Below are 25108 nucleotides of genomic sequence, written 5' to 3' on the forward strand. Positions count from 1 at the left end.
TTTGCGGTCAACTTCGGTCAACTCATCCGTCAAAAGCGGTCATAGCATCACAAGACATGTCCACTATGTGCAAGCACCCCATAGCGCCGTGTTGACCTTGAATCGGTTTAAACACAAAGAAAAGCCCCTCACCGCTGTGGTGAGGGGCTCGCAGGGCCGAAGGGGTCAGAACGGGTAGTCGGCGATCACCCAGGTGGCGAATTCACGCCACTGACCGGCGGCCGCCTGGTGGGCCGGATGCTCGATGTAGCTCTTCAGCGCGGCCTCGTCGGCCACGGCCGAGTTGATGGCGAAGTCGTACGCGATCGGCCGGTCGGTGATGTTCCAGGCGCACTCCCAGAACTCCAGTCCGGGGACCTTGTCCGCCAGCTCCTGGAAGGCCCGGGCCCCTGCGACGACCCGCGGATCGTCCCGCTCGACGCCGTCGTTCAGCTTGAACAGGACCAGATGGCGGATCATGGGGGGTACTCCTACTTCACGAGCTCGGACATGAAGTCGCCGACGCTCTGTGCGGCACTCGAAACGCCTTCGAACCCTACCTGGACGAGATCCGCGGCCCGGGCCGGGGACGTGATGATCGTGTAGAGCACGAAGACGACTATCAAGTAGAGAGCGATCTTCTTCGCTTGCACCATCGGCCCCTGACTCCCCTTCGTTCCCTGTGCAGTCGGGCGAGTCTATCCGCACGCATGGCCGTATCCGCCTGCTGTTTCCGATCACTCATCCGGTCTTTAAGGACCAAGGACCCGGCGATCGGGGCCCTTTGCCCGGCCATGTGGCTCCTGCTGGGAGGCAGGATGGATGACGAGCCCGGCGGATGTGGCAGAAGTCCGCAGGGCGAGGGACAGGCCCCTCTGTGGGGTCCTCGCCGCGGCACCCCCCCGATCGCGGCGAGGGCTGGTAGGGCCCGTCCTCATCGGGGGGAGCGGCTTGTCCCCCCGATGCCGCTTCCCCCGACCTGAGCAGACGCACGGCACGCAGGCCCCGGCTCGTTCCCGAGCCGGGGCCTGCGTCGTGTCCGACGACCGGTCTGCGTCGCACCCACCGACCGGGACGGAACGCAGTGAAGGGGCAGACCCAAACGGATCTGCCCCTTCATCTACCTGCGGTAGCGGAGGGATTTGAACCCTCGGTGAGTTTCCCCACACTCGCTTTCGAGGCGAGCTCCTTCGGCCGCTCGGACACGCTACCGAGAGAAAGCTTAGACCATCCTGGCCGTGCTTCGAAATCCGATGGCCCGAAGTACCCCGGGGGCGCGGGGAAGCCAGGTCAGCGGTCGCGGAAGAAGGCTGTGAGGCGGGCCGCGCAGTCGGCTTCCAGCACTCCGGGGATCACCTCGGGGCGGTGGTTGAGCCGCCGGTCGCGTACGACGTCCCAGAGCGAGCCGGCCGCTCCGGCCTTCTCGTCACGGGCCCCGTAGACGACCCGGGCGACGCGGGACTGCACCAGGGCGCCCGCGCACATCGTGCAGGGCTCCAGGGTGACGACCAGGGTGCATCCGGACAGCCGCCACTCGCCGAGCGAGGCGGCGGCCCGGCGGAGCGCCAGGATCTCGGCGTGCGCGGTCGGGTCGCCGGTCGCCTCGCGTTCGTTGTGTCCCGAGGCGAGCGGTGTGCCGTCCGGGGCGAGGACGACGGCGCCGACCGGCACATCGCCGGCCGCCGCCGCCCGGTCGGCCTCGTCCAGGGCGCGGCGCATGGCCGCCCGCCACGGGTTCCGTACGGGATCGTGCGGTGGATCGTGCGGTTGGGGCCGGTCGTGCGGGTGCGGTGCTTCGGTCACCCGCGGACCTTAACGGACGGTCTCCAGGACCTCGGCCGCTCCCAGCGCGTCCGCGATCTCCACCAGTGCGTCGGTCCGCAGCATCAGCAGCTCCGCCTCGGGGAGCCCGAGGTCGGACAGGACCCCGGTGTCACCGAGCGGACCTGCCGGTACGGCGTCGAGCCCGTCGTCGTCATCGTTGTTGTCGGCGTCGTGGTCGTTGTCGGGGGTGTTGTCCGGCTCGCCGTCCTCGGTACCGTCGAGGCCGACGAGTTCTTCGAGTGCGGCAATCGAGTCCTCGGCCCCGGGTTCGCGGCCGAGCAGTTCATCGGTGAGCAGGATCTCCCCGTACGAGGAGCGGGTGGCGGCGGAGGCGTTCGAGACGTAGATGCGCGGGTCCTCCTCACCGTCCACCCGGATGACGCCGAACCAGGCGTCCTCCTGTTCGATGAAAACGAGCACCGTGTCCTCGTCCACCGAGGCTTCACGGGCCAGATCCGTCAGATCGGACAGGGTCTCCACATCGTCGAGATCCGTGTCGCTCGCTTCCCACCCGTCTTCGGTGCGCGCGAGCAGTGCGGCGAAGTACACCGTGACTCTCCCACTGGTCTAGGGGCCTCTCGTGTGCATCAGACCGGGCTCGATCCAAACGAAAGAACCTAGGTGTGTCGGTCCGGCGGGAGGGAAGTCGGTGGTCCGGCTGCCCTGCGTCCCGCCCATCGGAATCGTGGCAGAAAGCAGGGCCTCGCGAGAGCAGTTCCGCCGTTGCGTCGGCCACCAGTTCTGCCGGAGACGGCCATCGGGGGGTTCTTCCGCAGGCCGGACGGCTACCAGCGAAACGTCCGCATCCGCATGGCCTGGCGCATTCGGGCGGCCTTGACCCGCCGCGGCTGGACCCGGTCGCGCAGCGCCTTGGCCTCGTGAAGCTCGCGGAGGAACTGGGCGCGGCGCCTGCGGCGCTGCGCGTCGCTCTCCTGCGGCTCGGACGGGTCCGCCCCGTCCCGCTTCTGCTGCGCCCCGTCCGGCATCGGCTCATCACCCCAAGGCTGGGTCCGTATGCCACCACCTTCCCCCCGAACGTGTGGTTGATGCCAGCGCACGGGTACGGGAGGCGCGGCTACTGTTGGTCCCATGCGGATCCACGTCGTCGACCACCCGCTGGTCGCGCACAAACTCACCACCCTGCGCGACAAGCGCACCGACTCCCCGACCTTCCGGCGCCTCGCCGACGAGCTGGTCACCCTGCTCGCGTACGAGGCCACCCGCGATGTGCGCACCGAGCAGGTCGACATCGAGACCCCGGTGACACCCACCACCGGAGTGAAGCTCTCGTATCCGCGGCCCCTGGTCGTGCCGATCCTCCGGGCCGGCCTGGGCATGCTCGACGGCATGGTGCGGCTGCTGCCGACCGCCGAGGTGGGCTTCCTGGGCATGATCCGCGACGAGGAGACGCTCCAGGCGTCCACGTACGCGTCCCGTATGCCGGAGGACCTCTCGGGCCGCCAGGTGTACGTCCTGGACCCGATGCTGGCCACCGGCGGCACGCTGGTCGCTGCCATCCAGGAGCTGATCAAGCGCGGTGCGGACGATGTCACCGCCGTCGTGCTGCTCGCCGCGCCCGAGGGCGTCGAGGTGATGGAGCGAGAGCTGGCGGGGACGCCGGTCACCGTGGTCACCGCCTCGGTCGACGAGCGGCTCAACGAGAACGGCTACATCGTGCCGGGCCTCGGAGACGCGGGCGACCGGATGTACGGCACCGCCGACTAGGGGTTTCGTCCGGATCAGGCCGGATCGGGCTGGATCAGGCCTGATCCGGCGCTCGGCCGGTGCCGCCCGCCCCCACGGTCCTCAGCACGAGGACGGCGCGGGTGACGGCTTGGTCAGGGCGGTCAGGGCGGTGGAGGCCGCCTTGGGCGTGCTGAACGCCTTGAACTTCGTACCGATGATCAGATCGACGTCCGCGCCCTTGCGGGCGTCGGTCTTCGTCGCGGCCCCGGGCAGCTGCGTGCCGAGCACCGGGAAGGTGCCGTTGACCGCGGTCGGGGCGCCCAGCAGTATGCCGGTCCCGGCGACCTTCTTGTCGTACGCGGCCGGGGCGTTGCCGACCTTGCCGATCGTGAAACCGCGCTTCTTCAGCTCATCGGCCGCGGCCTTCGCGAGCCCGCCGCGCGGGGTCGCGTTGTAGACGTTGACCTTGATCTTCGTGGGCTTCGGCAGGGCCCTGGCGGGCGCGGACGGCCTGGCGGACGGGCAGTCCGCCTTGCGGTCGGCCGCGCTGGCCGTTCTGTCGCCGCCCGTGAAGACATCGATGAGCTGCAGCGTGCCCCACCCGGCCAGCCCCAGGGCTGCCACGGAGGCGATGGCCGCGAGGACCAGTTTGCTGCGACGGCGGGGGCGCCGCATGCGCGGGTACTTGTCACCCGTGATGCGGTACTTTCCGCCCATGCCGGGGGGAGTGAGCATGCTCATGAGCGCAGCGTAGTGCGGCCCGGTGATGATGCCTACTAAATGATCAATGGATCGCACCCGTCCGAGTGGGAAAGCACCCGAACGAACCCCGCGGGAGGTCGAACAGACCGGTGTGGTGTCTCAGCCGAGTTCGAGCACGCGGGCGTGCAGCACCTGGCGCTGCTGGAGCGCGGCGCGGACCGCGCGGTGCAGTCCGTCCTCCAGATAGAGGTCGCCCTGCCACTTCACGACGTGCGCGAACAGGTCGCCGTAGAACGTGGAGTCCTCGGCGAGAAGCGTTTCGAGGTCCAGCTGGCCCTTGGTGGTCACGAGCTGGTCGAGGCGGACCGGGCGCGGCGCGACATCCGCCCACTGCCGGGTGCTTTCCCGGCCGTGGTCGGGATAGGGCTGCCCATTTCCGATGCGCTTGAAGATCACACGGAAAGCCTACCGGTCAAGGGCCTCCGGGCGCAGCCATGGGGCGGGACTGCGACGCCGGTCGAGGCGGCATATAAGCGTCGATTCCGGAATTGACACCGTGATGAGTGAGAGCGCCAGCGTGAGCGGGGGCGCACGCGAGGGCGCGAAGAGCGGTGGCAGACGAGTCCGGTCCGCATGGCCGGTCCGGGCTCACTTGCCCTTGGCCGCCGTCTTCGCGGCCTTGGCGGCCTGCTTGGCCTCCTGTTTGTACGTGCGGACCTCGGTGAGGGACTCCGGCCCGGTGATGTCGGCGACCGAGCGGTGCGAGCCGGCCTCCCCGTACGCCCCCGCGGCCTCCCGCCAGCCCGGTGGGCGGACGTTGAACTGCTTGCCCAGCAGCGCCAGGAAGATCTGTGCCTTCTGGGTGCCGAACCCGGGCAGAGCGTTGAGCCGTTTCCGCAGCTCGGCCCCGGTGGCGGCATCGCTCCACACCGCGTCGGCCACCCCGTCGTACTGCGCCACCAGGTACTGGCACAGCTGCTGCACACGCTTGGCCATGGAGCCCGGATAGCGGTGCAACGCGGGTTTGGCGGTGAAGAGCTCGACGAAAGCCTCGGGGTCGTACGTGGCGATCTCATGGGCGTCCAGATCGTCCCCGCCCATCCGCTGCGCCAGGGTGTACGGGCCGGAGAAGGCCCATTCCATCGGCACCTGCTGGTCCAGCAGCATGCCCACCAGGGCGGCGAGCGGGCTGCGCCCGAGGAGTTCGTCCGCCTCCGGCTGCTGGGCGATCCGGAGAGTGATGTCTGGGCCGTTGTCGCTCTTGGTCATGGCCCGATCATCGCGAGAGCGGGGTGCGACGGCCAGCACCATCACCGTTGGAGGAGCTGTTCGCCGTCGATTGCAGCCGTTTGCCGCTGTTTGTCGTCGCTTGCCGCTGCTCGTGGGGCGGATGCGCTCGTCACCAGGCCCCTCGGTGGGCCACCCCCAGGAAGAGGGAGGCGACGGCGAGCGCGAGGAAGAGGCCGGGAAGCCAGTAGCCGTGGTCGCGGGCGCGCAGATGGACGCCGACGGCCCCGATGAAGAACAGCGCCAGGCCCGCCGCGGCGGCCGTGCCGATCAGCGGGACGGCGAAGCCGAGGAGCAGTCCGGCGGCTCCCGCCGCCTTGAGCACGCCCAGCCCGAACAGTGAGGAGACGGGCACACCCGCCTTCTCCATGTTGACGAGGATCGGTTCGTAGCGGCGGAAGTCGAGTACCGCGGACATGGTGTTGGCGGCGGCGGTCAGCACGGTGACCGCTGTGAAGAGGATGAACAGCATGGTGTTCTCCCGTTTCCCGGGCCGGTCAGCCGAGGCCGGCGGGTGGCAGCTTGTCGGGGTTGGCGACGTTGTAGATGTCGCTGATCTGCTCGCCGTCCGGCGTCAGGTCGAGGACCATCACGGCGAACGGGGTGTCGCCGCTGAACAGCACCGCCGCGGGGTCGCCGTTGACCTGCCGGTAGGCGATCTCCAGGCCGTCGCGGTGCGAGGCGCGGGTGATCAGCAGCCGGGCGACGCTGTCGCGGCCGTGCACCGGGCGCGGTCCGGCCGCCGGGGACTTCCCGCCGCCGTCGGCCCAGAGGGTGACGTCGGGGGCGAGCAGTCGCATCAGGGCGGCCAGATCGCCGCCGAACACCGCGTCCAGGAAGCGTTCGGTGGCGCGCCGGTGCAGCAGCGGATCGGGGCGGTAGCGCGGCCGTCTGGCCTGGACGTGGTCACGGGCGCGATGGGCCAGCTGGCGTACGGCGGCGGGGCTGCGGCCCAGGATCTGCGCGGTCTCGGTGTGCGCGTAGCCGAAGACCTCGTGCAGGACGAAGACGGCGCGCTCCAGCGGGGTCAGCGTCTCCAGGACGACGAGCATCGCCATCGACACGGACTCGGCGCGCTCCGCCCGGTCGGCGGCCCCGTCGTCGGCGGGCGGCGGGGCGTCGGCGGCCGAGACGAGCGGCTCCGGCAGCCACGTACCGATGTACGTCTCGCGGCGGCGGTCGATGGCGGCCTGGCGCGAGAGGGCCTTGTTCACGGCGATCCGTACGAGGTAGGCGCGCGGGCTCTCGATCGGCTCCGCGTCGGGCGCCTCGTTGCGGGCGGTCCAGGAGAGCCAGGTCTCCTGGAGGACGTCCTCCGTGTCGGCGACGCCGCCGAGCATGTTGTAGACGAGCGAGAACAGCAGCTCGCGATGGTCGACGAACACATCGGTGGCATCGCCGGAGGCGGACGCGGCCCCGGGGTCGGGGCCGGTTCCGGGTCGGTGGCCGGGGGCGGGTTCGGACATCAGGTGCCTCCTGTCGCGGTTACACCCTGAGAGCGCTGCCGGGGGCAGGAGTGTGACATCGGACGGAGACCCGACGGCCGCTCGGCCCGCAACCGGCTCCGCTCTGCCCGCCGAGCCGGTCCGCCCGACTCCGCAGACAGCGGGCCTCGGGGATGCTCAGGGTCGCGGCGGCGGCCACGAGGTAGGCGGCGCGCCCACCGTCCGGGTCACCGTCCCGGCCCAGCAGGTGGGCGCGGACCGCGTCCAGCCGTTGGTTGCCCGCGAGCCGGTCGCCGAGCGCGTCGACTTCAGCGAGCCCGGCTCGTGGCCCGTGGCCCGTGGCCCGTGGCCCGTGGCCCGTGGCGACGGCGACGGCTCGGCCGACTTCGGCCATCGGTGCGCGATCAGGCCGGCACGGGCGCCTCCGCGGGGGCGGATGGTCCGGGCGGCCCGCCCGATCCCGACGGTGCGGCCGATCCGTCCGCAGCGACCGCCACGGACCCCGGCTCCGGCGCGCGGCGCGCGGTGCGGCGTTCGGCCTGCGGAAGGTGTGCGATGACGTGTGCGTGGAAGCGGTCCACGGCGTCGTCGACGCTGCGGATGAAGCCGGATTCGGCGTTGCCGCGCGAACCGCCCATGCCCTTGAAGAGGGAGAGCCGGAAACCGGCGATCCGGCTGCCGTCCCTGGGGAGCATGTCGCCCGGCTCGGGGCGCAGGCGCTCCAGGGTCCCCCGTGGACCGTTGTGCCCCTCGACGAGCGTTTCGACGTGGAGGTCGGCCGGCGCCTCGGCCAGCTGCCGCATCAGACGCTTGGCCGAGGTGAGGGGGTACGCGCCCTCCGGCACCGGGATCTGCACCGAGGTGCGAAGCTTTCCGGTCCGCAGATCGGCGGTGATCGTGATGATGCCGGGCGAACCGTCGACGCGCAGTTCGGCCGTGAGCCGCCCCTCCTCGCAGAGCTGTCCGGCGAGCGCCGCCCGCCGGGACTGCGGGGTGGTGCCGCGCGAGGCGCGCTGCACGGGGAGCGCCTTCTGGCCCAGTTGGCCGCCGAGCCGCAGACAGACCTGGCGGATGAGCCGCTCCCAGCTCTCGACGACCTCGACGGCGCGCGGATCGTCCGGGCTGAGCGTCTCCGTGTCGATGCCGTTGCGTACGGGCACCCACGACGGGCCCATGTTCTGGAAGCCGTGGCAGCCGGAGTTCTCGTGCTGGAGGTAGTGCAGCAGTTCCTGGAGGAGCCAGGCGTGCGCGGCGTTGCTGACGCCCTCGTGCCGGATCAGCATGTGTGCCTGATGGGCGACCTCGGCCCAGGACAGGTGCCACAGGGCGACCTTGTGCTTGCGCCGTCCGTCGGTCTTGACGTCGACGAGCGGACTGCCCTCCAGGGCCACGTCGTTGGACAGCGTGATGACGGCCTCGTAACCGCGCCGGGCGGCGATGTCCATGTAGTTCTGGGCCTGCTCCGACTTCAGCGGATTCCCGTTCGTCTTCGTCTCGACGAGGGCGGTCCACAGCTTGCCGGCCCGCTCCACCCGGATCACCCCGTCCGGACGCTTGGGGGTGTCCCCGTGCGGGAGCGAGACCTCGGTGAACGTCTGCATGCGGCCGGCCGGCGCGCCGAACGCGGCCGTCAGCCTGCGCCCGAACTCCGGTACCTGCGCCATCACGGACAGCAGTACGGAGGTCGCCCGCACCTCCCGTTCCTTGTCGCTCTTGAGCGACGGCGCGGGGAACAGCCGCGCGGACCTCCATGTGTCGTTCTCGGCCAGCGACTTCCTCACCACGGCCGGGAGCGTCACCTTCTTCTTGGCGGTCCGGGGGCCACGGGCGCGCTTGGGCGGTGCAGCCGCCGCATCCGTACCGCCGGCTTCGCGAACCGGCTGCCGGGGCAGCGAGACGGGCTGCGGGATGAGCTGCGCGGCGGCGGGCCCGGGGGCCCCGCCGGTGGGGGGCGAGGGGCACGCCGGGGGATCCTGCGCGGCCCCCGCCGGCACAGCCTCGCCGGAACTCCCGTGCCCGTCGCCGGCCGCTTCCCCGCTCGGCTCCTCGTGCTCCCCCTCGTCGTCGACGTCGATACCGAAGTCCGTGGCAAGACCGGCCAGTCCGGTCTCGTATCCCTGGCCTATGGCCCGGTACTTCCACTCCGTGCCGCGCCGGTACAGCTCACCGAAGATGAAGGCGCTCTCCACCCCGGCGTCGGCGATCGAGAATCCGAGCAGTACCTGGCCGGTGCGGTCGGCGACGGTCATCCTCAGATCGTCCAGTTCGCCGAACCGGGAGCCCCCGTACCGGCTCGCGGCCACCACGAGACGTTCCACGTCCGCGGGGACGGCGGTCAGATCGAGGCTGATGCGGTCCTCGCTGCCGCTGTCGGTCGGCGTCTTGCCCAGCAACTGCACGCTGCCGTCGTCGGCGGCCGGGTTGTTGTAGTAGAAGAAGTCGGCGTCGCTGCGGACCTTGCCGTTGGCGTCCAGCAGCAGTACGGACACATCGGCGTCGCCGTCCCCCTCGTTGCTGCTCCAGCTCAGACTCGCGATGACCGCTCCGGCGTCGTCGCTCAGCTCCGCCAGGCCTACGTTGGCGCCCTTGGTCAGCTCACGCATGCGGTCCCCCCAGACGCGCAACCGCGTCGGGGCGCGCCCTGGCAACGGCTGCATATTGACAGGTGACACAGCGCAACCCGCTGCACACGAGGTAAACGGTAGCGCCGATATGGAGCAGCTGTGAAGGAATCGTGAGGTCCGGATGCGGTGGGACGCGGTGCAGACGCACCGGATCCGTACGGCGACCGGTCGCTGCGGCCGCGACCGATCGAAGCCGTACGCTCAACAGCTGAGGAACGGGCGGATGATCGGGGAGCAGCGGTGGCGTTCGGCAGGGGCAGGAAGACCGAGGAGCCACCGGTGGAGCCGGTGGCGTGGGCGGACGTCCGTACCTTCGTGGTCAGCAGCGAGGAGAAGCCGGTAACCGTCAAGCGCAAGCGGGGTGTTCGCGGACCGCGTGCGATACGCGTCCCCAAGGGCGGCAAGGACTTCCGGGTCAACGCCCCCTGCGCGTATCTGGCCCCCGCCTCACGCCCCGCGCCCGGCCTCGCCCTCTACGAGGACCCGGAGGCGCGGCACCTGCTCTGTTACGTCGGTGACCCCGTGGACGTGGACGGGGAGCGGCACCATGTGGTCCGCGACGGACAGGGAGGGGTCCTGGGGACGCTGCGCCGGATACCGCCCCGGCGGCCCTTCCGGCACACCTGGCGCATCGATCAGCCCGGACGCCCCGAGATCGTCGGGCGCAACGAGTGGGCGGCCGGTGACTCCGCGAAGGAGGCCGTCGGGCGCGTGGCCGTGAAGGCGGCCATCGGACTGGTGGGCGCGCTCGCGGACTTCGGTGCGGAGGGCGGTGACCAGCCGTCGAAGCCGCGGACGCTCGAATGGACCGTGGACGGCGAGGTGGTGATGGTGTCCGAGGGCAGCGCGGAGGTCACCGTGAAGGCGGACTGGGTGGACCGCCGCCTGGCCTTCGCGTTCGCGCTGGTGGGGGACCGCTGACCTCGGGGCCGCGTTCCGGCGAAGACGGCCACCGCCGCCACTCCGCCGCACATCTGATGCCTGACGCCAGATGCCTGACGCCAGATGCCTGACGCCAGATGCCTGACGCCAGATGCCTGACGCCAGATGCCTGACGCCTGATACCTGAGGTCTGAATACCCCTGAGGTCTGCGCAGGTTCTCGTCCACGCCCTACCCGGGGTGTGGAGTCTCCCGCGCCCGCGCCTGGTGTCGGCGGGCCTTGAGCCGGTTCCCGCAGGTCTTCATCGAGCACCACCGTGCGGTGTTGGCACGGCTGCGGTCCAGGACGAAGAGGCGGCATTCAGAGTTCTCGCACGGCCGCAGACGGCCGGGCATGCGCTCTTTGACGTCCGCCCAGGCGAGCACGAGTTCCACGGCGAGCCCGCGCCCGGGCGGGGCCTCCACGCTCCAGCCGACACCCGAGGCGCTGGGCTGCGGAACCTTGCGGACGCCCGCGAGGACCTGGTGCAGACCGGGCTCCGAGGACGTGCCCGACTCCACCGCCTGGAGCGCGTCCCGTGCGGTGCGCAGCCACCGGCGCTCCTCGTCACCGCCGGAACCGCCGTGCTCCCGCGCCCACTTGTCCAGCTCGCGGTCCTCACGCCACAGGTCCTGGCGTCGGCCGTCCACGACCGGGGTGCTGTTCAGCGCCTGCATCAGGGCTTGGTCGTCCAGCACGGTCCTCACCTTCAACTAACTCCATCAAGTCATTTGACAGGTTACTTCAACGGCGGTCTACTGGCATCAAGTCGTAACCATCAAAAAGCGTCGAAGGGGTTAGTCATCATGGTTGAGGTCAGCCACCGGTACGCGACCGTGCGGGGACATCGCGTCTTCTACCGCGAGGCAGGGCCCCGAGAAGCACCCACGCTCGTGCTCCTGCACGGATTCCCGACCAGTTCACGCATGTTCCGCCACCTCATTCCGGCGCTGGCCGATCGATTCCACGTCATCGCCCCGGACCACCTCGGCTTCGGCAACTCCGACGCCCCGTCCGTGGACGCGTTCACCTACGGCTTCGAGTCCCTGACCGACATCACCGAAGCCCTGCTGGACCGGCTCGGCGTCACCCGCTACGCCCTGTACGTCCAGGACTACGGCGCACCCATCGGCTGGCGGCTGGCCCTGCGCGCCCCGGAGGCGGTCACCGCGGTGATCACGCAGAACGGCAACGCCTACGAGGACGGCTTCGTACCGGACTTCTGGAAGCCTGTCTGGGAGTACGGCGAAGATCCGGGCCCCCGGACCGAACCCGCCGTCCGCAGCGCGCTCTCGCTCGACGCCATCCGCCGGCAGTATCTGCACGGAGTGGACCGGCCCGAGCTGGTCGATCCCGACACCTGGGCCGCCGACCACCGCGAGGTCAGTCGGCCCGGCAACGACCTCGTGCAGCTCTCCCTGTTCCGCGACTACGCCGGCAACCGGCCCCTCTACCCGCAGGTGCACGCCTACTTCCGGGACCGCCAGGTCCCCCTGCTCGCGGTATGGGGCGCAGCCGACGAGATCTTCGGCCCGGACGGAGCGCGTGCCTTCGCCAGGGACCTGCCGGACGCGGAGATCCACTTGGTCCCCGGCGGTGGACACTTCCTGCTCGAGAGCCATCTGGACACCGTGGCCGGGTATGTACGCGGGTTTCTGACCGCCGCCGCGTCACCGGCGTGAAGACCGTGGCGGGCGGGCAGGGCCGGCCCCGGCCGCCGGACGCTCTTCGCGTGCACCCCTGAGCCGTTGCGCGCATACGCTCACGACGCGTCCGTGGGTTGACAGACTGCACGGATGATCGATGACCTTCCCGCCGGCCTGAGGGTCCGGCGCCCTGTCGAGGAAGACCACCCCCGTGTGCTCGCCGTACTGGGCACCTGGTGGGGCGGCCTGAAGGGCGAAGCCGGAGCGACGGAACGTGCGCTGCTGCTGCCCAGGCTGTACTTCCAGCACTTCACCTCGACCAGCTTTCTGGTCGAACGCGATGAACGCGATGAACGCGATGAACGCGATGAACGCGGCGAACGCGGCGAACGCGGCGAACGCGAGGGTGGTGAGATTGCCGCCTTCCTGGTCGGCTTCATGTCGCAGGCAGACCCCGGCACCGCCTACGTACACTTCGTCGGCGTCGACCCGGCCCTCCACGGGCAAGGTGTCGGGCGGTCCCTCTACCGGTCCTTCTTCGCGCTCGCCCGGTCCCACGGCCGCCGCCACGTCCGCTGTGTCACCAGCCCGGAGAACACCGCGTCGCGGGCGTTTCACGCCAGGCTCGGCTTTACGGCCTCCGCTGTGAAGCGGGACTACGACGGTCCCGGACTCGACCGGGTGACGTTCGCCATCGACCTTGCCCCGCGACCGGAGAACGGACCGGAGAACGGACCGAAGAGCGGACCGGAGGGCTCCGCACGGTCTTGTCGAGACGGCGGATGAGACCGCCGGTATCGGAGGTCCCCGCAGCAGGCTGCGGGGACCTCCGATACATCCATCAATGACGAAATTTGCAGTCGCATGCTGTCGAGCGATGTGTCGAATGTCGCGTCGATGCGGGACAGTGCGTGAATATCGGCTAGAGATCTGCCCGAATATGCCGATAGTTCCGCAGAAGGTCCGACCAAGTATGGGTAGGGGTCGCAAGTAGGCCGATTTGACCGTAGTTTGCAAAGGGTAACCAGTCTCTGGCTACACTCGCTGCGCATGAGCAACAGGAACAGGTGCTTGAAGGAGCTGTCCCCGAGGGTGGTCATACGCAGGACCGGCGGGCCGGGTGGTCTGGTCTCCACCTGATGGCTGCGCGACACAAGCAGAAGCGCGAACCGCGCGCCCACTGGCTGCTGCTGGCCCTCTCGCTGGCCCTGGTGGCGGCGGTGCTGGTCTTCCAGGGCTGGACCAAGCACGAGGTCGACGCCGCCAGGACCAGACTGAACTGTGCCGAGCCCGTGCCCGATGGCGTGAACACCACGAGTCCGGTGCTGACGAAGGTCCGTGGCGACACGGTGCGGTCGGCTTCGGTCCCCGCCGGCAAGGTCGCACTGACCTTCAACGGTGGCCCCGACCCCGAGTGGACCCCACGCGTCCTCGACCTGCTGAGCCGCCACCACGCCCATGCCACGTTCTTCGTGAGCGGAGCGGACGCGGCCAAGTACCCCGCCCTGGTGCGGCGGATCCGTGCCGAGGGCCACGAGGTCGGTTCCGGCACCTATACCGGCGCCGCGATGGACCACGCCTCCTCGCCGCGTGCGAGCCTGGAACTCGCTTTGACCCAGGCGGCCCTGGCCGGCTCAGCCGGTGCCCACACCGACCTCCTGCGGATGCCCCAGACGACCTCGGTGTCCACGCTGTGCGGCGACATGTGGCCCGCGGTGCAGCGCGCCTCCGCCGACGGTTACACGATCGTCGCGGCCTCCCCGTGGAACAAGAAGGCCGGCACCGGGGTGCTGCGTCAGTACGAGCAGAACGCGCGCGGCCTCGGGCAGGCCGAAGCGCTGTTGGGGAACAAGGATGTCGAGGAGTTCGACACGGTGTCGACGGCCACCGGTCTGGCCTCCTCCGAGCGCCCCGTGACGCCATGGCAGCAGCTGCGCGGCGACGCGATGCTGTGGTCCGTGCGGGCGGGCGACTGGTTCCTCAGGGGCATGGGCTGGCTGCTGGTCGGCGCCGGCGGGCTCGGTGTGCTGCGGCTGCTGATGCTGGTCTTCTTCGCCCGGGTGCATGTGCGGCGCCTGGAGCGGTACCGGCCCGGCTCGCCGTGGCTGCGGGAGATCCGCGATCCGGTGACGGTCCTGGTGCCGGCCTACAACGAGGAGAAGGGCATCGAGTCGACCCTTCGCTCACTCCTTGCCTCCACCCACCGGCAGTTGCAGATCGTGGTGATCGACGACGGGTCGAGCGACCGCACGGCCACGGTTGCCGAATCCGTACGCGACCCACGGGTGAGCGTCGTACGACAGGCCAACGCCGGCAAGGCCGAAGCCCTCAACACCGGCCTCCGGCACGCCCGCTACAACATCGTTGTGATGGTCGACGCCGACACCGTCCTGGAGCCGGACGCGATCCGGCGGCTCATCCAGCCGCTCGCACACCCCGCCGTCGGCGCGGTCAGCGGCAACACCAAGGTCGGCAACCGGCGCGGTCTGCTCGGCCGCTGGCAGCATCTGGAGTACTGCTTCGGCTTCAACCTCGACCGCCGGATGTTCGAGGTGCTCGAGTGCATGATCACGGTGCCGGGCGCCATCGGGGCGTTCCGCCGGGACGCGGCCCTCGGCGTCGGCGGCGTCAGCACCGACACCCTCGCCGAGGACACCGACCTGACCATGGCTCTGTGGCGGGCCGGCTGGCGGGTGGTCTACGAGGAGACCGCGGTCGCCTGGACCGAAGTTCCCACCTCACTGCGTCAGTTGTGGCGGCAGCGCTACCGGTGGTGTTTCGGCACACTGCAGGCGGCCCGCAAGCACTGGGGAGCTGTACGGGAGTTCGGCCCGGCCGGCCGCTTCGCCCGCCGCGGGATCAGCTATCTGCTGGTGTTCCAGATGGCGCTGCCGCTCCTTGCGCCGGTGATCGACGTCTATGCGCTGTACGGGCTCCTCTTCCGGAGCGGGTCCGACGCGATGGCCGTGTGGCTCGGTTTCCTGGCCATCCAGATGTTCTGCGCGGGATACGCGCTGAAGCTGGACCGCGAGCGGCTGTGGTCGCTGTGGGCGATGCCGTTCCAGCTGTTCGTCTACCGGCAGTTGATGTATCTGGTGGTGATCCAGTCGGTGGCTGCCGCGGTGTCCGGCACCCGGCTGAAGTGGCAGCGGATGCAGCGTTCCGGTACGGCGGCGCAGGAGCTCAGAGGCCGGCGGCAGGCTCGGAGTCTGGAGTCGAGATGACACACAGGAGGCCCCGCAGGAGGACCCATAGGAGCCAGGGACCGTTCCCGGACGACGAGATGCCTGACGGGCCCGTGCACGAGGCGGGCCCGTCCCGGGTGGTGTCCGGCCGGATCGTCGACTGGCCGGGCGGCGGGCCGGTGATGGATCCGCTGGTGGATCCGCTCACCGATCCGCTCACCGATCCGCCGGCCGGGCCGGGGTACGCGGCCGCGCCGCCTCGGCCGTACAACGGGGCCTACGACAGGCCGTACGTCGAGCCGAACGCCGAGCCGTACGTCGAGCCGAACGCCGAGCCGTACGACAGGCCGAACGCCGAGCCGTACGACAGGCCCTACGACGCCGGGCAGACGGTGGGCGCCCCCGCATCGCCCGCCGTGCGGGAGCACTCCGCCACGGCACCGTCCGGCGACGTCGGCGATGCCATCGGTGACGGCAAGTCCGGCGGATACGGCAGCAGCGAGCGCACTCCCAAGCCGCCGCGAAGCCGCGGCCGCAAGCTCGTCCTGCTGGTCCTCACCCTGCTGGTGGCGCTGGCCGCGGTCTCGGCGAGCGGCTACGTCTGGGCCGACTACGCGCTCGCCAAAGGCATCGACCTCGGCGCCGTCAAGGACCGTCCGGCGCCGGGCAGGGGTACCAACTACCTCATCGTCGGCTCCGACAGCCGGGAGGGGATGTCGGCCCAGGACCGCAAGACCCTGCACACAGGCGGCTCGGCCGACGCGGGCCGGCGCACCGACTCCATGATGCTGCTGCACACCGGCGCGCAGGGCACCACGATGGTCAGCCTGCCCCGCGACTCCTGGATGACCGTCCCGTCCTATGTCCGCCCCGACACCGGCGTCCACTATCCGGCGAGGAAGAACAAGCTGAACGCGGCCTTCTCCCTGGGCGGTGCGCCGCTCCTGGTCCGCACGGTCGAGGCCAACACCGGGCTGCGCATCGACCATTACGCGGAGATCGGCTTCAGCGGCTTCGTCGGGATCGTGAATGCGGTCGGCGGCGTACCGATGTGTCTGGACCACGCCGTGCACGACCCCAAGTCGGGGCTGGACCTGACCAAGGGCTGCCACACCCTCGACGGACGCGGGGCCCTCGCGTTCGTGCGCCAGCGCCATCAGGAGAAGGAGGGCGACCTCGGCCGGACCAGGAACCAGCAGAAGTTCCTTGCCGCGCTGGCCCAGAGGGCGGCGTCCTCGGATGTGCTGAGCAATCCGGGCAAGGCGATCTCGGTGGCCTCCACCGGTCTCGGCGCGCTCACCGTCGACAACGACACGCATCCGCAGGACCTGGTCTCGGTGTTCCGGGTGATGCGCGGCGGCCCGGGCCTGGTGCGGCTGAACATACCGGTGACCGGCCGAGGCCTGGCGACCTCGTCCGGATCCGCGGTGGAGGTGGACTGGAAGCCGGCCCGGAAGGTGTTCGCGCAGCTCAAGGAGGACCGGCCGGTTGCCGGGGAGGGCGGCAGGTAGAGAGGCCCCCGGGGCCGCCCGGCTGCCGGCGTGGGGGCCGTGCCGGGCCGCCGTCCGCCTCGTCCACGCGAGCGCCGTCGGCAGCGCGTTGACCCGCCGGGCCCTGGCATGTCACTGCCGCATGTCACTGCCCAATGTCACTGCCCGAGGCGGTCCGCCCACCGCGCTTCCTCAACGCGGAAGCGGTCGTCGCCGATCACTTCGCGGTGGCCCGCTCGATCCATGCGCGGTGGGCCGTCAGGTCGGTGTAGATGCCGGGGCCGGTGGCACACGCCGGATCGGCGTCGCCGTCGCGGCTGGTCGCCCCGATCAGTTCCCACCGCCCGGGACGGCCCTTGATCTGCGGCCCGCCGGAGTCGAGGATGCACGCCTGCGCGTTCTTGGTGGGGCTGTCGGTGCACAGCTCGTTCTTCGCGTTGTAGTCCTCGCTGCACCGGCCGTCGGGGACGATCTTGGTGTTCAGTTCCTGCAGACGGATCGGGAGGTCCGGGCACTCGCTGCCGTCCTCGCAGGTCATTCCCCAGCCGAGGATCCGAGTTTTGGCACCCGTCGGCGCGGATTTGGCGGCCAGCTCGATGGGCTTCGCGTCCACGGGGTGGTCAAGCTTCATGACGGCCACGTCGTCGTGGAACGGCTCGTAGGAGAAGTTCGGGTGGGTGATGACCTCGGTGACCTTCGCCTTTTCACCCTTCCTGCGATCGAGGCTGCCGACCCGTACGGAAAGCTGCTTGAGCTTGACGCCCACCGTGCAGTGCCCGGCGGTGACGATCCAGTCCGGTTTGATCAGGGAGGCTCCGCAGTAGTGGTGGCCGTCCTTCTGCACGCTCACCATGAACGGGTAGCGCGAGGTGGCGTCGTGTCCCCCGATGATCGCCGATGCCGACGGCGTCACTGCCATGGTGAGCGTGATCGCCCCCGCCGCCGCAAACAGCACTGCCTTGCCACGCTTGTTCATCTGTCCTCCTGCGTCTCGTTCAAGCTGTGTCTCGTTCAAGGATTCGGTCACCGGCGAAGCTCGGGGAGCGGCGCCGAACGGAACCGGCCCGGGGAAGCCCCGTCCGGTCAACCCCATCCGGTCCGGCCGGCCCCGACACCGTTGATCCTGTCCCGGCCGGTGCCCTCTGCGCGTCACCCCTGCCGCCCGGTTGGCCTGCCCGAAAGTCGTACGGCACGCCGGTCGTGTCGTGCCGCGGGATGATCGCGAAGCGACGGGAAGAGGCCGCCGGGCACGGCGGTACCGTGTGCAGGGGCGCTGTTACCCGTGAGCGGACGAGGAGGTGGCCTGAGTGGCCGTCAAGGTGATCCTCCTCGACGACGAGGAGTTGGTGCGCAAGGGCATCCGGATGATCCTTCACGCCGAGCCCGACATCGAGGTGGTCGCCGAAGGCGGTGACGGCTCGGTGGCACTGGACCTGGTGGCCGAGCACCGCCCGGACGTGGTGCTCACCGACATCCAGATGCCCCGCGTCGGCGGCCTGGAGGTCGCCCGGCAGCTCGCCGCGCTGACCGATCCTCCCGCCGTCGCGGTGCTCACCACCTTCGACGTCGACGCGTACGTCTACGCCGCACTCCAGCACGGTGCGGCCGGGTTCCTGCTCAAGGACACCTCGCCGCGCGAGCTGACCGACGCGGTACGGGTCCTCGCCCGCGGCGAGGCGATGCTCTCACCGCGCATCACCACCAGGCTGCTGGCCGTCTTCGCCACGGGCGCGGTCGCCCCGCAAGCGCGATCGCGGATGGCGGAACTGACCGCCCGTGAGCGCGAGGTCGCGGTGGAAGTCGCCCAGGGCCGCAGCAACACCGAGATCGCCACCGGCCTGTTCGTGAGCCAGTCCACGGTCAAGGTCCATCTCAGCCGGATCATGACCAAGCTCGGCGCCGCCAACCGCACCCAGGTCGCGCTCATCACCCATGACGCCGGACTGGCCTGACCACCTGGCTCATCGGCTATGCCGCCGAACGGGTTCCGCGGGCCGGTCTGCCGCGATCCCGGCAGAGTTCAAGCCGCGGTCGTGGGGGCTCCGGACACCACCGACGTGGGCAGCGCGGCGCCGATCCGGAAGCCGCCGTCACCGGTGGACCCGGACTCGATGGTGCCACCGGCCAGGCGCACCCGCTCCGTCAGACCGATCAGCCCGTGCCCCCCGCTGGGCAGCAGAGGCTCACCGTCGGCAGCTGTCTCGGCGGGCCTCTCGGGCGGGCCGTTGACGATCCGCACCCGAACGGTTCGCGGGTCGAATACGAGATGAATCTGCGTCGTGGCACCCGGAGCGTGCTTGTGCACGTTGGTCAGAGCCTCCTGCACGACCCGGTGTGCGGCACGCTCGACCGGCTCTGTCAGCGGCTGCGGCGCGCCCTCGACGCGCACAGTGACGGGCAGCCCGGCGGCCCGGGAGCCGTCGGCCAACTCGGCGATCCTGTCGACGGCCGAGCCGGGGGCGGGCCGCCACTCGGCCGGTGCGGCAGGATCGTGCGCCGCAGCCCCTGACTCACCCTTCGCGCCGTCGCTTCCCGCGGGTGTCGGTGACTCCCCGGCTCCGGCGACCGGGCCACCGGCCGGGCTCTTCCTGAGCACACCCAGCATTTCGCGGAGTTCGGTGAGCGCGCGCCGACCGGCCGTCTGGATGATCTGCGCGGCCTCGCTCGTCACTTCCGGGTCGTGGGCGACAGCGCTGAGCACGTTGGCGTGTACGACGATCAGGCTCACCTGGTGGGAGACCACGTCGTGCATCTCTCCGGCGATGCGCCGGCGCTCCTCTTCCCGCGCGGCCTCGGCGACGAGCCGCTGTTCCCGCTCGGCGCGCTCCGCCCGTTCGACGAGACCGGCGACGACGGCGCGCCGTTGGCCCACGTAGAGCCCCAGCAGCAGCGGCACCAGGCAGGAGAGGACGAAGTTCACCGCGAACCAGGTCACCACTGTCCCGAAGCTGGACCACGGTGCGGCATTCCAGGGCGCGAGGACCACAAGCCCGATACCGGCCGAGGCCCAGACGGTCCGGCGGCTGTGCGGGCCGCGGTAGGCGCCCTCCGCGTAGAAGGCGAGGGGCGTGACGAAGGGCGAGACCTGGAGAACCTTGACGAGCAGTCCGACGGCGAGTGCCAGTTCGGGGGCCCGGCGCCGTGCGAGCAGTGGCAGTGCGCTCACCGCGGCGATCAGCAGGTTCGCCCAGGGAGCGGCCGGTCCCATGTAGGGGTTCTGGAAGCTGTTCAGGACCGCGAGCAGCAGCACGACGACTGTCAGCACCACGTCAACGGCCCGCGCCGGCAGGCGGGGCGAGCGCGGCACGGGCCGCTTCGCGAGGCTCTGCGCGGTGCCCGCGTCGCCGGAAGGCACGAGCGCCCGGTTGAGCAGTGTGTTTCCGAGGGGGGTGCGACTGGTGGATATCACTTGGCGAGGATAGAGCCGGGGCCGGACCAAGATCAGGCGGAGGTCCGTCGCGCTGCGGGGGCCTTCGACGTATTGCCCGGTGAGAGCAATCGCGGAGGATACGAGATTCAACTGGTGAGGGGTTGCCCCCAACACGCTTTCCACCTGTTCGTGCCTGTGTTCGCCGACGGTCATGGGCATCCCGACCTGCTGCTGAATGGGCCTGGCAGAGCGCGTCGAACGGACCCGAACGAAGCTGAGTGCAACCCGAACTGCAACCCTCGTCGGCACGGGCAGAAGGGCGCGGGGTGGGCTGGCGGATCTTGTGCGAGATCACTGCTTACATCGCTGGCTTCGCACCCGGGACGTAGAGCTTCCACCCCTTGGCGAGGACCTGGGCGAGTGTGGCCGCTCGCTCTGTGATCCCCTGCTTCCGGGCGGTGCGACGGCCGCCGGGGTGCCGCTCAGTGCCCCTCGGTGAGGTCGGCACCGAGCTGAGGCAGGAAGCCGACGTTGCCGTACTGGACCCACTCCTCGGCCGACTGGCCGTTCTCGTAGGAGCGGAAGACGTTGATCAGTTGGAGTCGCATCGGCTGCCCGTTCTGCCCGTTCTGCGCGATCGTGCCGAACGGGGACGCGTTGAAAGGCGCGGTGAGACGCCCCGATATAGAGGTACGCGAACCGATGTACCCACCCGCGCTGACAATTCATCGGCTTGTCGGGCGCCGGCTTCCGTCGCGCAGGGCGGCGCGCAGCAGCGCGTGCCGAAAGTGGTAGGTGATGCCTTCCTCCCGGAGCACCCCCGCGGTTTGGGCCGTGGTCATGAAACCGCTGAAACGAAGGGGCAGTTGGTCTCGGACGACGAACCAGGCGTGCGCGACCCGGAAAGCCGGCCACGCGGTGAACAGCCCCGGGCCGACCACGGCGGCCACCACGGCGGCCACCAGTAGGAACGCACCCGGAGGTTTCTGGTTCAGGTTCAATGACCACGCGACCCAGCTCACCAGTGTCGTTCCCAGGGCGAGGCAGAGAGCCAGCACGGCTGTGCTCCTGCTGTCCCGGCGCAGCAATTCGAGGGGGCGGGTGGCATTCGCCGGGGCGACGTTCGCGTCGAGCGTGTAAACGCGGTCCAAGACGGTTCCAGCGGCGAAGCCCCCACCCAGTCCCGCAACGACCGACAGGGCCGTCCCCTGGCCGAGCAGGGCCCACAGGTCGGACCAGCTCAGCGTGGCGAAGAGCAGGCCCGTCGTGAGCTGGGTGGCCGCCCCCGCCGCCGTCAGGACCGGTAGCAGCCGGACGACCCGGAACAGGACAGTCCTTGCATTCACCTCCGAGCGGAATCCGCCGGGTGTCGCGGAGCGCTCCCGGTACTCCTCGGCCCTGGTGACCACGTAGGCGACCGTGAAGGCGGCACCGCACGCCGTGCCCCACAGCGCGCCCGCCAGTACAGCGGTCCCTGCTGTCTGGGAGAGGACGGCCAGCGCTGTCGCCGACGTACTCAGAGCCAGGACGCAGGCCAGGGCGAGTGGCCACTGCGCGCGGCGGCAGAGCGTCCACCACCGGATACCGCCGTCACCCCGGCTCTCCGCCAGGAACCGCAGCAGGCGCAGGGCGCGGCGGGACGTCCAGCGAGGCCCGTCCTGCGCACCGCCGAAAACAGCAGGGACCAGTGAGGCCAGAAGGTGTCGCTCGATGTCCTCGGAGGTGGGAAAGCGCTCCGGGTCCGCGAGTTCGAGCGGACTTGCGGTGCCACTGCCGTAGATCTGGAGGCCGAGCCACTGCATGAGAGGGGTGGCGAAGGCCTGTCTCGCCGAGGCCGCCCTCCCCGCGCGCATCGCCTCGAACAGGGGAAGCCATGCCTGGCGGTTCGGCGTGCGTGAGGCGGACAGAAAGCTGTCGAGGTGACGCGGCTTCAGTGGTCCCAAACGGACCGCCACGGATCCCCGTACGGCTCCGACCGCGGCCACGGCGTCACGGAACTGGTCTTCCCTGGAGGCCAGCGCTACTGAAAGGCCGGCGCCCAGAGCCTGGCTGAGTGCTCTCAGCAGTGCGGCCCGCGCGGGGCCGGCCATCTCGTCGAAGCCGTCGAGGAAGGGAACAACCGCACCGTCGCGGAGCAAGGCGCGGGTGAGATCCGCTGCCTCGACTCCGCTCTCCGGGCCGACGACTGCGGGGTAGCGGTCGGCGATCCGTCCCATCAGCCAGGGATACAGAGGCTGGTGTGTGTCCCAGCCGACGAGGGACAGCACGACCGGGACGGGCCCGTCAACGTTCTGCCCGCCGGTGGCGGCGGCCAGGAGCTGCTCGGCCATCAGGTGAAGGGCAACGCTCTTGCCGGAGCCCGCGGGACCGCAGACCACCACCCGGGAGGGCGTGTCTCCGGCCCAGAACTGCTGCCGAAGGCGGTCGACCCTGCCGGTTCCCGGTGTGCCGTAGTCCACCCTCACGCCGGCGTCGGCGAGTTCGGGGGCCGGCTCCCACGGGACAGGTATACAAGCCACTTCTACGCCGCGGTCACGCAGATCCGTCTGGAGACGTTCATGCTCGGCCTGCGCGAGCGCTGTCAGCCACTGTGCCCGAGGGGGCGGGGTCCGGGGCGGCTGCGGCCTGGACCGCCGCCACAACGCGTGGATCCCTGGAACCAGCAACCCGATCGTACCGGCGAAGGTGTCGAAGGGATCGGCGAAGGGCGCCGCGGTCCTCCAGGAGTGGATCACGTAACTGCTCGCCAGGAGCGCCAGAACGATCGAGGCAATCAGAATCGCGGCGGACGTCCCGTGTAATCGTGCGCCGTTGGCCATAGCCGCCAGTGTGCCGCACCGGGTCACAGACCACCTGCCGGTTGCCGGACGTCCGGGAAAGGGGGTGAGATGTGGCGCCGCGGGTGCCGGCCGAACAGGTTTCGGGCAGCAGGTTTTGGCCATCGAACGTGCCGTCATGTCACAACGGGCCTCCCGGCCCCGTACGTGCCCCGCGTGCCTGCTGTGGCGCACTCGCGGCTGGTGGCGCGTGCTGTCCGTCCTCCCTGTCGCGCTGGCGATCACGCACCACACTCTGAACAATTACGCGGTCACAGACTCCGGCGGGCAGGCCGCGGACTGGCTGGAGGCTCTGGACGACAAAGCCTGGATGATGCCGCCGGCCTGTTTGACCCTCGCCATGCTGCTGGACCTACGCCGGCTCCACCGCGCCAAACGCATCACGCCCGGAGTGCTGTTGGCCACCGAACGCACGACAGCGCTGCCGCGCTCATCCGCTATGCGGCGTGGCGCCTACCCTGGACCGCCTTGATCGCGCTCCGCTTCATCCGCCTGCGCCGCTCCTTGCTGTACGCGGGTGCCACGGTCCCGTCCGACGACACCGAACCGATGCGGCGTCTGATCGCCCAGCTCGTGGCCCGGATCGATGCCTCGGACCGTGCGGATGTCTGGCGGACGGTGGACATCCGCGCCCACCTCAGGGCGGCCCGCACCAACACCCGCCGCCGATGGCTGATCCTCATCCCCTGCCTGCTCGCGCTTCCCTCCCTGCTCTTCCTCGGCGTCGGCTCCTTCTCCTCCACGGCCCACCTCCAGGACTCCTTCACCACCGGCTCCGGCCCACGCATCCTGCGCTGGTTCGCCATCGCAGCCCTGGCCTGGCTCGCCTGCCAACTGGTGTACCTGCTGCGTACCTGGCGGCCGGTCACTGCACAGCCACTCGGTGAATTCCTTGTCCTGCACCGTTTCGGCCTCGCCACCGCTCTTGGGGCAGCCACCACCGGCGCACTGCTGCTCTACCGCAGCGACGTCGGCCCCGGCGGCGACGCCATCGGGGCTTACCACCTCTTGGATGCCGTCGACCGATTCCTTACCCATCTCGGCTTCGCCCTCGTCCTGCTCTCTCTGCTGTCCCTCCTCGCCCTCTTCCCGCCCGGCGCCGGTCTGGCCCTCGCTGGCGGGGGCGCCATGGGCGGTCTGACCGTCGTAGCCGCAGTTAACGCAGCTCTTCTGGGCTCTGCGGGCATCGTGCTCATGGGGGCCAGGGCCAATGGGGGCTTCGGCGACAGCGGGACAGGCGGGCAGGGTTCTCAATCATCGAGTGGGGGGAAGTCAACTGGAAGCCGGCCAGCACCAAGACGTTCGGGCACAGCTTCAAGATGCACGGCCGGAAGCGCACTCTCCAGCAGATGGCGGATCGAGCGCGAGGGAAGGGAACGCCCCAAGGCCAATGGCTTGACGACAACGCGGCCGCCGACCTGTTGCGCCGAGAACATCGCCCCGGCCTGACAGGAACGGAGGATTCATACATCGTTCAGATTCCCAAGGGGATGGGGAGGGTTGTATTCGAAGACGAAACCTGGAAAGAGGCAACTCACGCTATCTTCGTTCCGGGGCGAAATGGCCTTTTCGGGTCCGTCTACCCAATAATTCCATGAGGAGAAAAGTGTTTCACTTTCAATTCGAGGGGCCTTTGGGTGATGTTTCGGGGAGGGGGCCGGAAGGCGGGCTGGAGGACAATGATGACTATCAGTACCTCGTCATCGAAGGGTGCTCCTCTCTGTCGGAGACTGATTGTCGGTTCGCGATTGGTGGATTCGGGCAGGACGACTGGAAGTTCGACATTGAATACGACATGTCTTCCTTCCTTGAAGGTCTCCCCGAGCTACTCGCGGCACTTGAATCGGGTCGAGTCGTGGCGATAGACCTCTATCCACAAGGGGTCGAACGTGTGCTCACGTTCACCCCCCGGGGTGATGTAGTCAGCGTTGAGTGCACATCGCGAACGTCGTGGACCCCAGACCCTCGGATGGAACGCCATGACGTGGCCGAGCTTCTCAGAATGGCCAGGAAGCTGGCAACGGACTTCTCTGAAGCGGTGAGTGCTGCCGCGCCGGAGATCGGGAGGCTAGAGCCATTCACCTCATGGAAGGCTGGGCAGTTCCATTAGAG

26 protein-coding genes, 1 tRNA gene and 1 pseudogene are annotated in these 25108 nt (G+C 69.7%); 10 read left to right on the forward strand and 18 right to left on the reverse strand.

Annotation, left to right across the window (positions count from 1 at the left end):
• Window positions 1-165 precede the first annotated feature (165 nt).
• From ACFVW8_RS00445 to ACFVW8_RS00470, 6 genes are all read right to left on the reverse strand, one after another.
• Entirely contained in the window at window positions 166-459 is a 294-nt protein-coding gene (locus tag ACFVW8_RS00445) for a Dabb family protein (protein ID WP_362961493.1), read from the reverse strand.
• An 11-nt stretch (window positions 460-470) separates the two neighbouring features.
• Window positions 471-635: a hypothetical protein gene (locus ACFVW8_RS00450; protein WP_185092260.1), complete on the reverse strand. Its 165-nt coding sequence runs from the start codon at window positions 633-635 to the stop codon at window positions 471-473.
• Between the two features lie 471 nt (window positions 636-1106).
• Window positions 1107-1191, reverse strand: a tRNA-Ser gene (locus ACFVW8_RS00455).
• A gap of 78 nt (window positions 1192-1269) precedes the next feature.
• Entirely contained in the window at window positions 1270-1782 is a 513-nt protein-coding gene (gene tadA / locus ACFVW8_RS00460; protein ID WP_389685361.1) for a tRNA adenosine(34) deaminase TadA, read from the reverse strand.
• Window positions 1783-1791: 9 nt separating this feature from the next.
• Window positions 1792-2352 carry a hypothetical protein gene (locus ACFVW8_RS00465; RefSeq protein WP_389685362.1) on the reverse strand — a complete coding sequence of 187 codons (561 nt, stop codon included), beginning with the start codon at window positions 2350-2352 and terminating at the stop codon, window positions 1792-1794.
• Between the two features lie 236 nt (window positions 2353-2588).
• Entirely contained in the window at window positions 2589-2789 is a 201-nt protein-coding gene (locus ACFVW8_RS00470; RefSeq protein WP_389685363.1) for a hypothetical protein, read from the reverse strand.
• 103 nt (window positions 2790-2892) lie between these two features.
• Here ACFVW8_RS00470 and upp point away from each other — a divergent pair, with 103 nt between their 5' ends.
• Window positions 2893-3528 carry a uracil phosphoribosyltransferase gene (gene upp / locus ACFVW8_RS00475; protein WP_123524739.1) on the forward strand — a complete coding sequence of 212 codons (636 nt, stop codon included), beginning with the start codon at window positions 2893-2895 and terminating at the stop codon, window positions 3526-3528.
• 81 nt (window positions 3529-3609) lie between these two features.
• Here the strand turns inward: upp and ACFVW8_RS00480 are convergent, their stop codons facing one another.
• The 7 genes and pseudogenes from ACFVW8_RS00480 to ACFVW8_RS00510 form a co-directional block, all read right to left on the reverse strand.
• Window positions 3610-4206 (reverse strand): LytR C-terminal domain-containing protein, encoded by a 597-nt coding sequence (locus ACFVW8_RS00480; RefSeq protein WP_389685419.1) that lies wholly within the window; start codon window positions 4204-4206, stop codon window positions 3610-3612.
• Between the two features lie 144 nt (window positions 4207-4350).
• Entirely contained in the window at window positions 4351-4647 is a 297-nt protein-coding gene (locus ACFVW8_RS00485; protein ID WP_073736427.1) for a type II toxin-antitoxin system VapB family antitoxin, read from the reverse strand.
• A 192-nt stretch (window positions 4648-4839) separates the two neighbouring features.
• A complete protein-coding gene (locus ACFVW8_RS00490) occupies window positions 4840-5460 on the reverse strand; it encodes an HhH-GPD-type base excision DNA repair protein (protein ID WP_389685364.1) in 621 nt (206 codons plus the stop codon).
• A gap of 130 nt (window positions 5461-5590) precedes the next feature.
• Window positions 5591-5950 carry a DoxX family protein gene (locus ACFVW8_RS00495; RefSeq protein ID WP_389685365.1) on the reverse strand — a complete coding sequence of 120 codons (360 nt, stop codon included), beginning with the start codon at window positions 5948-5950 and terminating at the stop codon, window positions 5591-5593.
• A gap of 25 nt (window positions 5951-5975) precedes the next feature.
• Entirely contained in the window at window positions 5976-6944 is a 969-nt protein-coding gene (sigJ, locus tag ACFVW8_RS00500; protein WP_389685366.1) for an RNA polymerase sigma factor SigJ, read from the reverse strand.
• A gap of 112 nt (window positions 6945-7056) precedes the next feature.
• Window positions 7057-7320, reverse strand: a pseudogene (locus ACFVW8_RS00505) (RNA polymerase sigma factor); the annotation flags it as partial.
• 7 nt (window positions 7321-7327) lie between these two features.
• Window positions 7328-9526, reverse strand: coding sequence for a TerD family protein (locus tag ACFVW8_RS00510; RefSeq protein ID WP_389685367.1), 2199 nt, complete (start codon window positions 9524-9526; stop codon window positions 7328-7330).
• A 261-nt stretch (window positions 9527-9787) separates the two neighbouring features.
• Here ACFVW8_RS00510 and ACFVW8_RS00515 point away from each other — a divergent pair, with 261 nt between their 5' ends.
• A complete protein-coding gene (locus ACFVW8_RS00515; RefSeq protein ID WP_389685368.1) occupies window positions 9788-10468 on the forward strand; it encodes a hypothetical protein in 681 nt (226 codons plus the stop codon).
• 191 nt (window positions 10469-10659) lie between these two features.
• Here ACFVW8_RS00515 and ACFVW8_RS00520 read toward each other — a convergent pair whose 3' ends face one another.
• The gene (locus ACFVW8_RS00520) at window positions 10660-11166 is read right to left on the reverse strand and encodes a CGNR zinc finger domain-containing protein (protein ID WP_389685369.1); all 507 of its coding nucleotides are present in this window, start codon (window positions 11164-11166) and stop codon (window positions 10660-10662) included.
• A gap of 108 nt (window positions 11167-11274) precedes the next feature.
• Here ACFVW8_RS00520 and ACFVW8_RS00525 point away from each other — a divergent pair, with 108 nt between their 5' ends.
• The 4 genes from ACFVW8_RS00525 to ACFVW8_RS00540 all read left to right on the forward strand — a co-directional run bounded on the left by ACFVW8_RS00525 (window position 11275) and on the right by ACFVW8_RS00540 (window position 16810).
• On the forward strand, window positions 11275-12150 hold the full coding sequence (locus tag ACFVW8_RS00525; RefSeq protein WP_389685370.1) for an alpha/beta fold hydrolase: 876 nt from the start codon (window positions 11275-11277) through the stop codon (window positions 12148-12150).
• Window positions 12151-12264: 114 nt separating this feature from the next.
• Entirely contained in the window at window positions 12265-12900 is a 636-nt protein-coding gene (locus ACFVW8_RS00530) for a GNAT family N-acetyltransferase (protein ID WP_389685371.1), read from the forward strand.
• 353 nt (window positions 12901-13253) lie between these two features.
• The gene (locus tag ACFVW8_RS00535) at window positions 13254-15338 is read left to right on the forward strand and encodes a bifunctional polysaccharide deacetylase/glycosyltransferase family 2 protein (protein ID WP_389685372.1); all 2085 of its coding nucleotides are present in this window, start codon (window positions 13254-13256) and stop codon (window positions 15336-15338) included.
• 59 nt (window positions 15339-15397) lie between these two features.
• Window positions 15398-16810 (forward strand): LCP family protein, encoded by a 1413-nt coding sequence (locus ACFVW8_RS00540; protein WP_389685373.1) that lies wholly within the window; start codon window positions 15398-15400, stop codon window positions 16808-16810.
• Between the two features lie 196 nt (window positions 16811-17006).
• On the opposite strand, the gene ACFVW8_RS00545 is transcribed toward ACFVW8_RS00540, so the two are convergent.
• Window positions 17007-17765, reverse strand: a complete 759-nt coding sequence (locus ACFVW8_RS00545) for a S1 family peptidase (RefSeq protein ID WP_389685374.1) — start codon at window positions 17763-17765, stop codon at window positions 17007-17009.
• Window positions 17766-18096: 331 nt separating this feature from the next.
• On the opposite strand from ACFVW8_RS00545, the gene ACFVW8_RS00550 reads away from it, so the two are divergent.
• Window positions 18097-18741, forward strand: a complete 645-nt coding sequence (locus tag ACFVW8_RS00550; RefSeq protein ID WP_389685375.1) for a response regulator — start codon at window positions 18097-18099, stop codon at window positions 18739-18741.
• 68 nt (window positions 18742-18809) lie between these two features.
• On the opposite strand, the gene ACFVW8_RS00555 is transcribed toward ACFVW8_RS00550, so the two are convergent.
• The 3 genes from ACFVW8_RS00555 to ACFVW8_RS00565 all read right to left on the reverse strand — a co-directional run bounded on the left by ACFVW8_RS00555 (window position 18810) and on the right by ACFVW8_RS00565 (window position 22978).
• Window positions 18810-20198 carry a sensor histidine kinase gene (locus ACFVW8_RS00555; RefSeq protein ID WP_389685376.1) on the reverse strand — a complete coding sequence of 463 codons (1389 nt, stop codon included), beginning with the start codon at window positions 20196-20198 and terminating at the stop codon, window positions 18810-18812.
• A gap of 443 nt (window positions 20199-20641) precedes the next feature.
• Window positions 20642-20767, reverse strand: coding sequence for a hypothetical protein (locus tag ACFVW8_RS00560; RefSeq protein ID WP_389685377.1), 126 nt, complete (start codon window positions 20765-20767; stop codon window positions 20642-20644).
• Between the two features lie 117 nt (window positions 20768-20884).
• On the reverse strand, window positions 20885-22978 hold the full coding sequence (locus ACFVW8_RS00565) for a hypothetical protein (protein ID WP_389685378.1): 2094 nt from the start codon (window positions 22976-22978) through the stop codon (window positions 20885-20887).
• 136 nt (window positions 22979-23114) lie between these two features.
• On the opposite strand from ACFVW8_RS00565, the gene ACFVW8_RS00570 reads away from it, so the two are divergent.
• The 3 genes from ACFVW8_RS00570 (at window position 23115) to ACFVW8_RS00580 (ending at window position 25106) form a co-directional block, all read left to right on the forward strand.
• The gene (locus ACFVW8_RS00570) at window positions 23115-23468 is read left to right on the forward strand and encodes a hypothetical protein (protein WP_389685379.1); all 354 of its coding nucleotides are present in this window, start codon (window positions 23115-23117) and stop codon (window positions 23466-23468) included.
• Entirely contained in the window at window positions 23465-24445 is a 981-nt protein-coding gene (locus ACFVW8_RS00575) for a hypothetical protein (protein WP_389685380.1), read from the forward strand. Before ACFVW8_RS00570 ends, ACFVW8_RS00575 begins: the two co-directional genes overlap by 4 nt.
• Before the next feature lie 145 nt (window positions 24446-24590).
• Window positions 24591-25106, forward strand: a complete 516-nt coding sequence (locus ACFVW8_RS00580) for a hypothetical protein (RefSeq protein WP_389685381.1) — start codon at window positions 24591-24593, stop codon at window positions 25104-25106.
• Window positions 25107-25108: the final 2 nt, after the last annotated feature.

This window comes from Streptomyces sp. NPDC058221 (assembly GCF_042882365.1).
In the GTDB taxonomy this organism is placed as follows: domain Bacteria; phylum Actinomycetota; class Actinomycetes; order Streptomycetales; family Streptomycetaceae; genus Streptomyces.

What these genes read in the sequence shown, in the direction of transcription:
- ACFVW8_RS00445 (WP_362961493.1), bottom strand. Translation starts at nt 459, where the DNA reads ATGATCCGCCATCTGGTCCTGTTCAAGCTGAACGACGGCGTCGAGCGG.
- ACFVW8_RS00450 (WP_185092260.1), bottom strand. Translation starts at nt 635, where the DNA reads ATGGTGCAAGCGAAGAAGATCGCTCTCTACTTGATAGTCGTCTTCGTG.
- ACFVW8_RS00470 (WP_389685363.1), bottom strand. Translation starts at nt 2,789, where the DNA reads ATGCCGGACGGGGCGCAGCAGAAGCGGGACGGGGCGGACCCGTCCGAG.
- upp (WP_123524739.1), top strand. Translation starts at nt 2,893, where the DNA reads ATGCGGATCCACGTCGTCGACCACCCGCTGGTCGCGCACAAACTCACC.
- ACFVW8_RS00480 (WP_389685419.1), bottom strand. Translation starts at nt 4,206, where the DNA reads ATGGGCGGAAAGTACCGCATCACGGGTGACAAGTACCCGCGCATGCGG.
- ACFVW8_RS00490 (WP_389685364.1), bottom strand. Translation starts at nt 5,460, where the DNA reads ATGACCAAGAGCGACAACGGCCCAGACATCACTCTCCGGATCGCCCAG.
- ACFVW8_RS00495 (WP_389685365.1), bottom strand. Translation starts at nt 5,950, where the DNA reads ATGCTGTTCATCCTCTTCACAGCGGTCACCGTGCTGACCGCCGCCGCC.
- sigJ (WP_389685366.1), bottom strand. Translation starts at nt 6,944, where the DNA reads ATGTCCGAACCCGCCCCCGGCCACCGACCCGGAACCGGCCCCGACCCC.
- ACFVW8_RS00510 (WP_389685367.1), bottom strand. Translation starts at nt 9,526, where the DNA reads ATGCGTGAGCTGACCAAGGGCGCCAACGTAGGCCTGGCGGAGCTGAGC.
- ACFVW8_RS00525 (WP_389685370.1), top strand. Translation starts at nt 11,275, where the DNA reads ATGGTTGAGGTCAGCCACCGGTACGCGACCGTGCGGGGACATCGCGTC.
- ACFVW8_RS00530 (WP_389685371.1), top strand. Translation starts at nt 12,265, where the DNA reads ATGATCGATGACCTTCCCGCCGGCCTGAGGGTCCGGCGCCCTGTCGAG.
- ACFVW8_RS00535 (WP_389685372.1), top strand. Translation starts at nt 13,254, where the DNA reads ATGGCTGCGCGACACAAGCAGAAGCGCGAACCGCGCGCCCACTGGCTG.
- ACFVW8_RS00540 (WP_389685373.1), top strand. Translation starts at nt 15,398, where the DNA reads ATGCCTGACGGGCCCGTGCACGAGGCGGGCCCGTCCCGGGTGGTGTCC.
- ACFVW8_RS00545 (WP_389685374.1), bottom strand. Translation starts at nt 17,765, where the DNA reads ATGAACAAGCGTGGCAAGGCAGTGCTGTTTGCGGCGGCGGGGGCGATC.
- ACFVW8_RS00560 (WP_389685377.1), bottom strand. Translation starts at nt 20,767, where the DNA reads ATGCGACTCCAACTGATCAACGTCTTCCGCTCCTACGAGAACGGCCAG.
- ACFVW8_RS00565 (WP_389685378.1), bottom strand. Translation starts at nt 22,978, where the DNA reads ATGGCCAACGGCGCACGATTACACGGGACGTCCGCCGCGATTCTGATT.
- ACFVW8_RS00570 (WP_389685379.1), top strand. Translation starts at nt 23,115, where the DNA reads ATGTCACAACGGGCCTCCCGGCCCCGTACGTGCCCCGCGTGCCTGCTG.
- ACFVW8_RS00580 (WP_389685381.1), top strand. Translation starts at nt 24,591, where the DNA reads ATGAGGAGAAAAGTGTTTCACTTTCAATTCGAGGGGCCTTTGGGTGAT.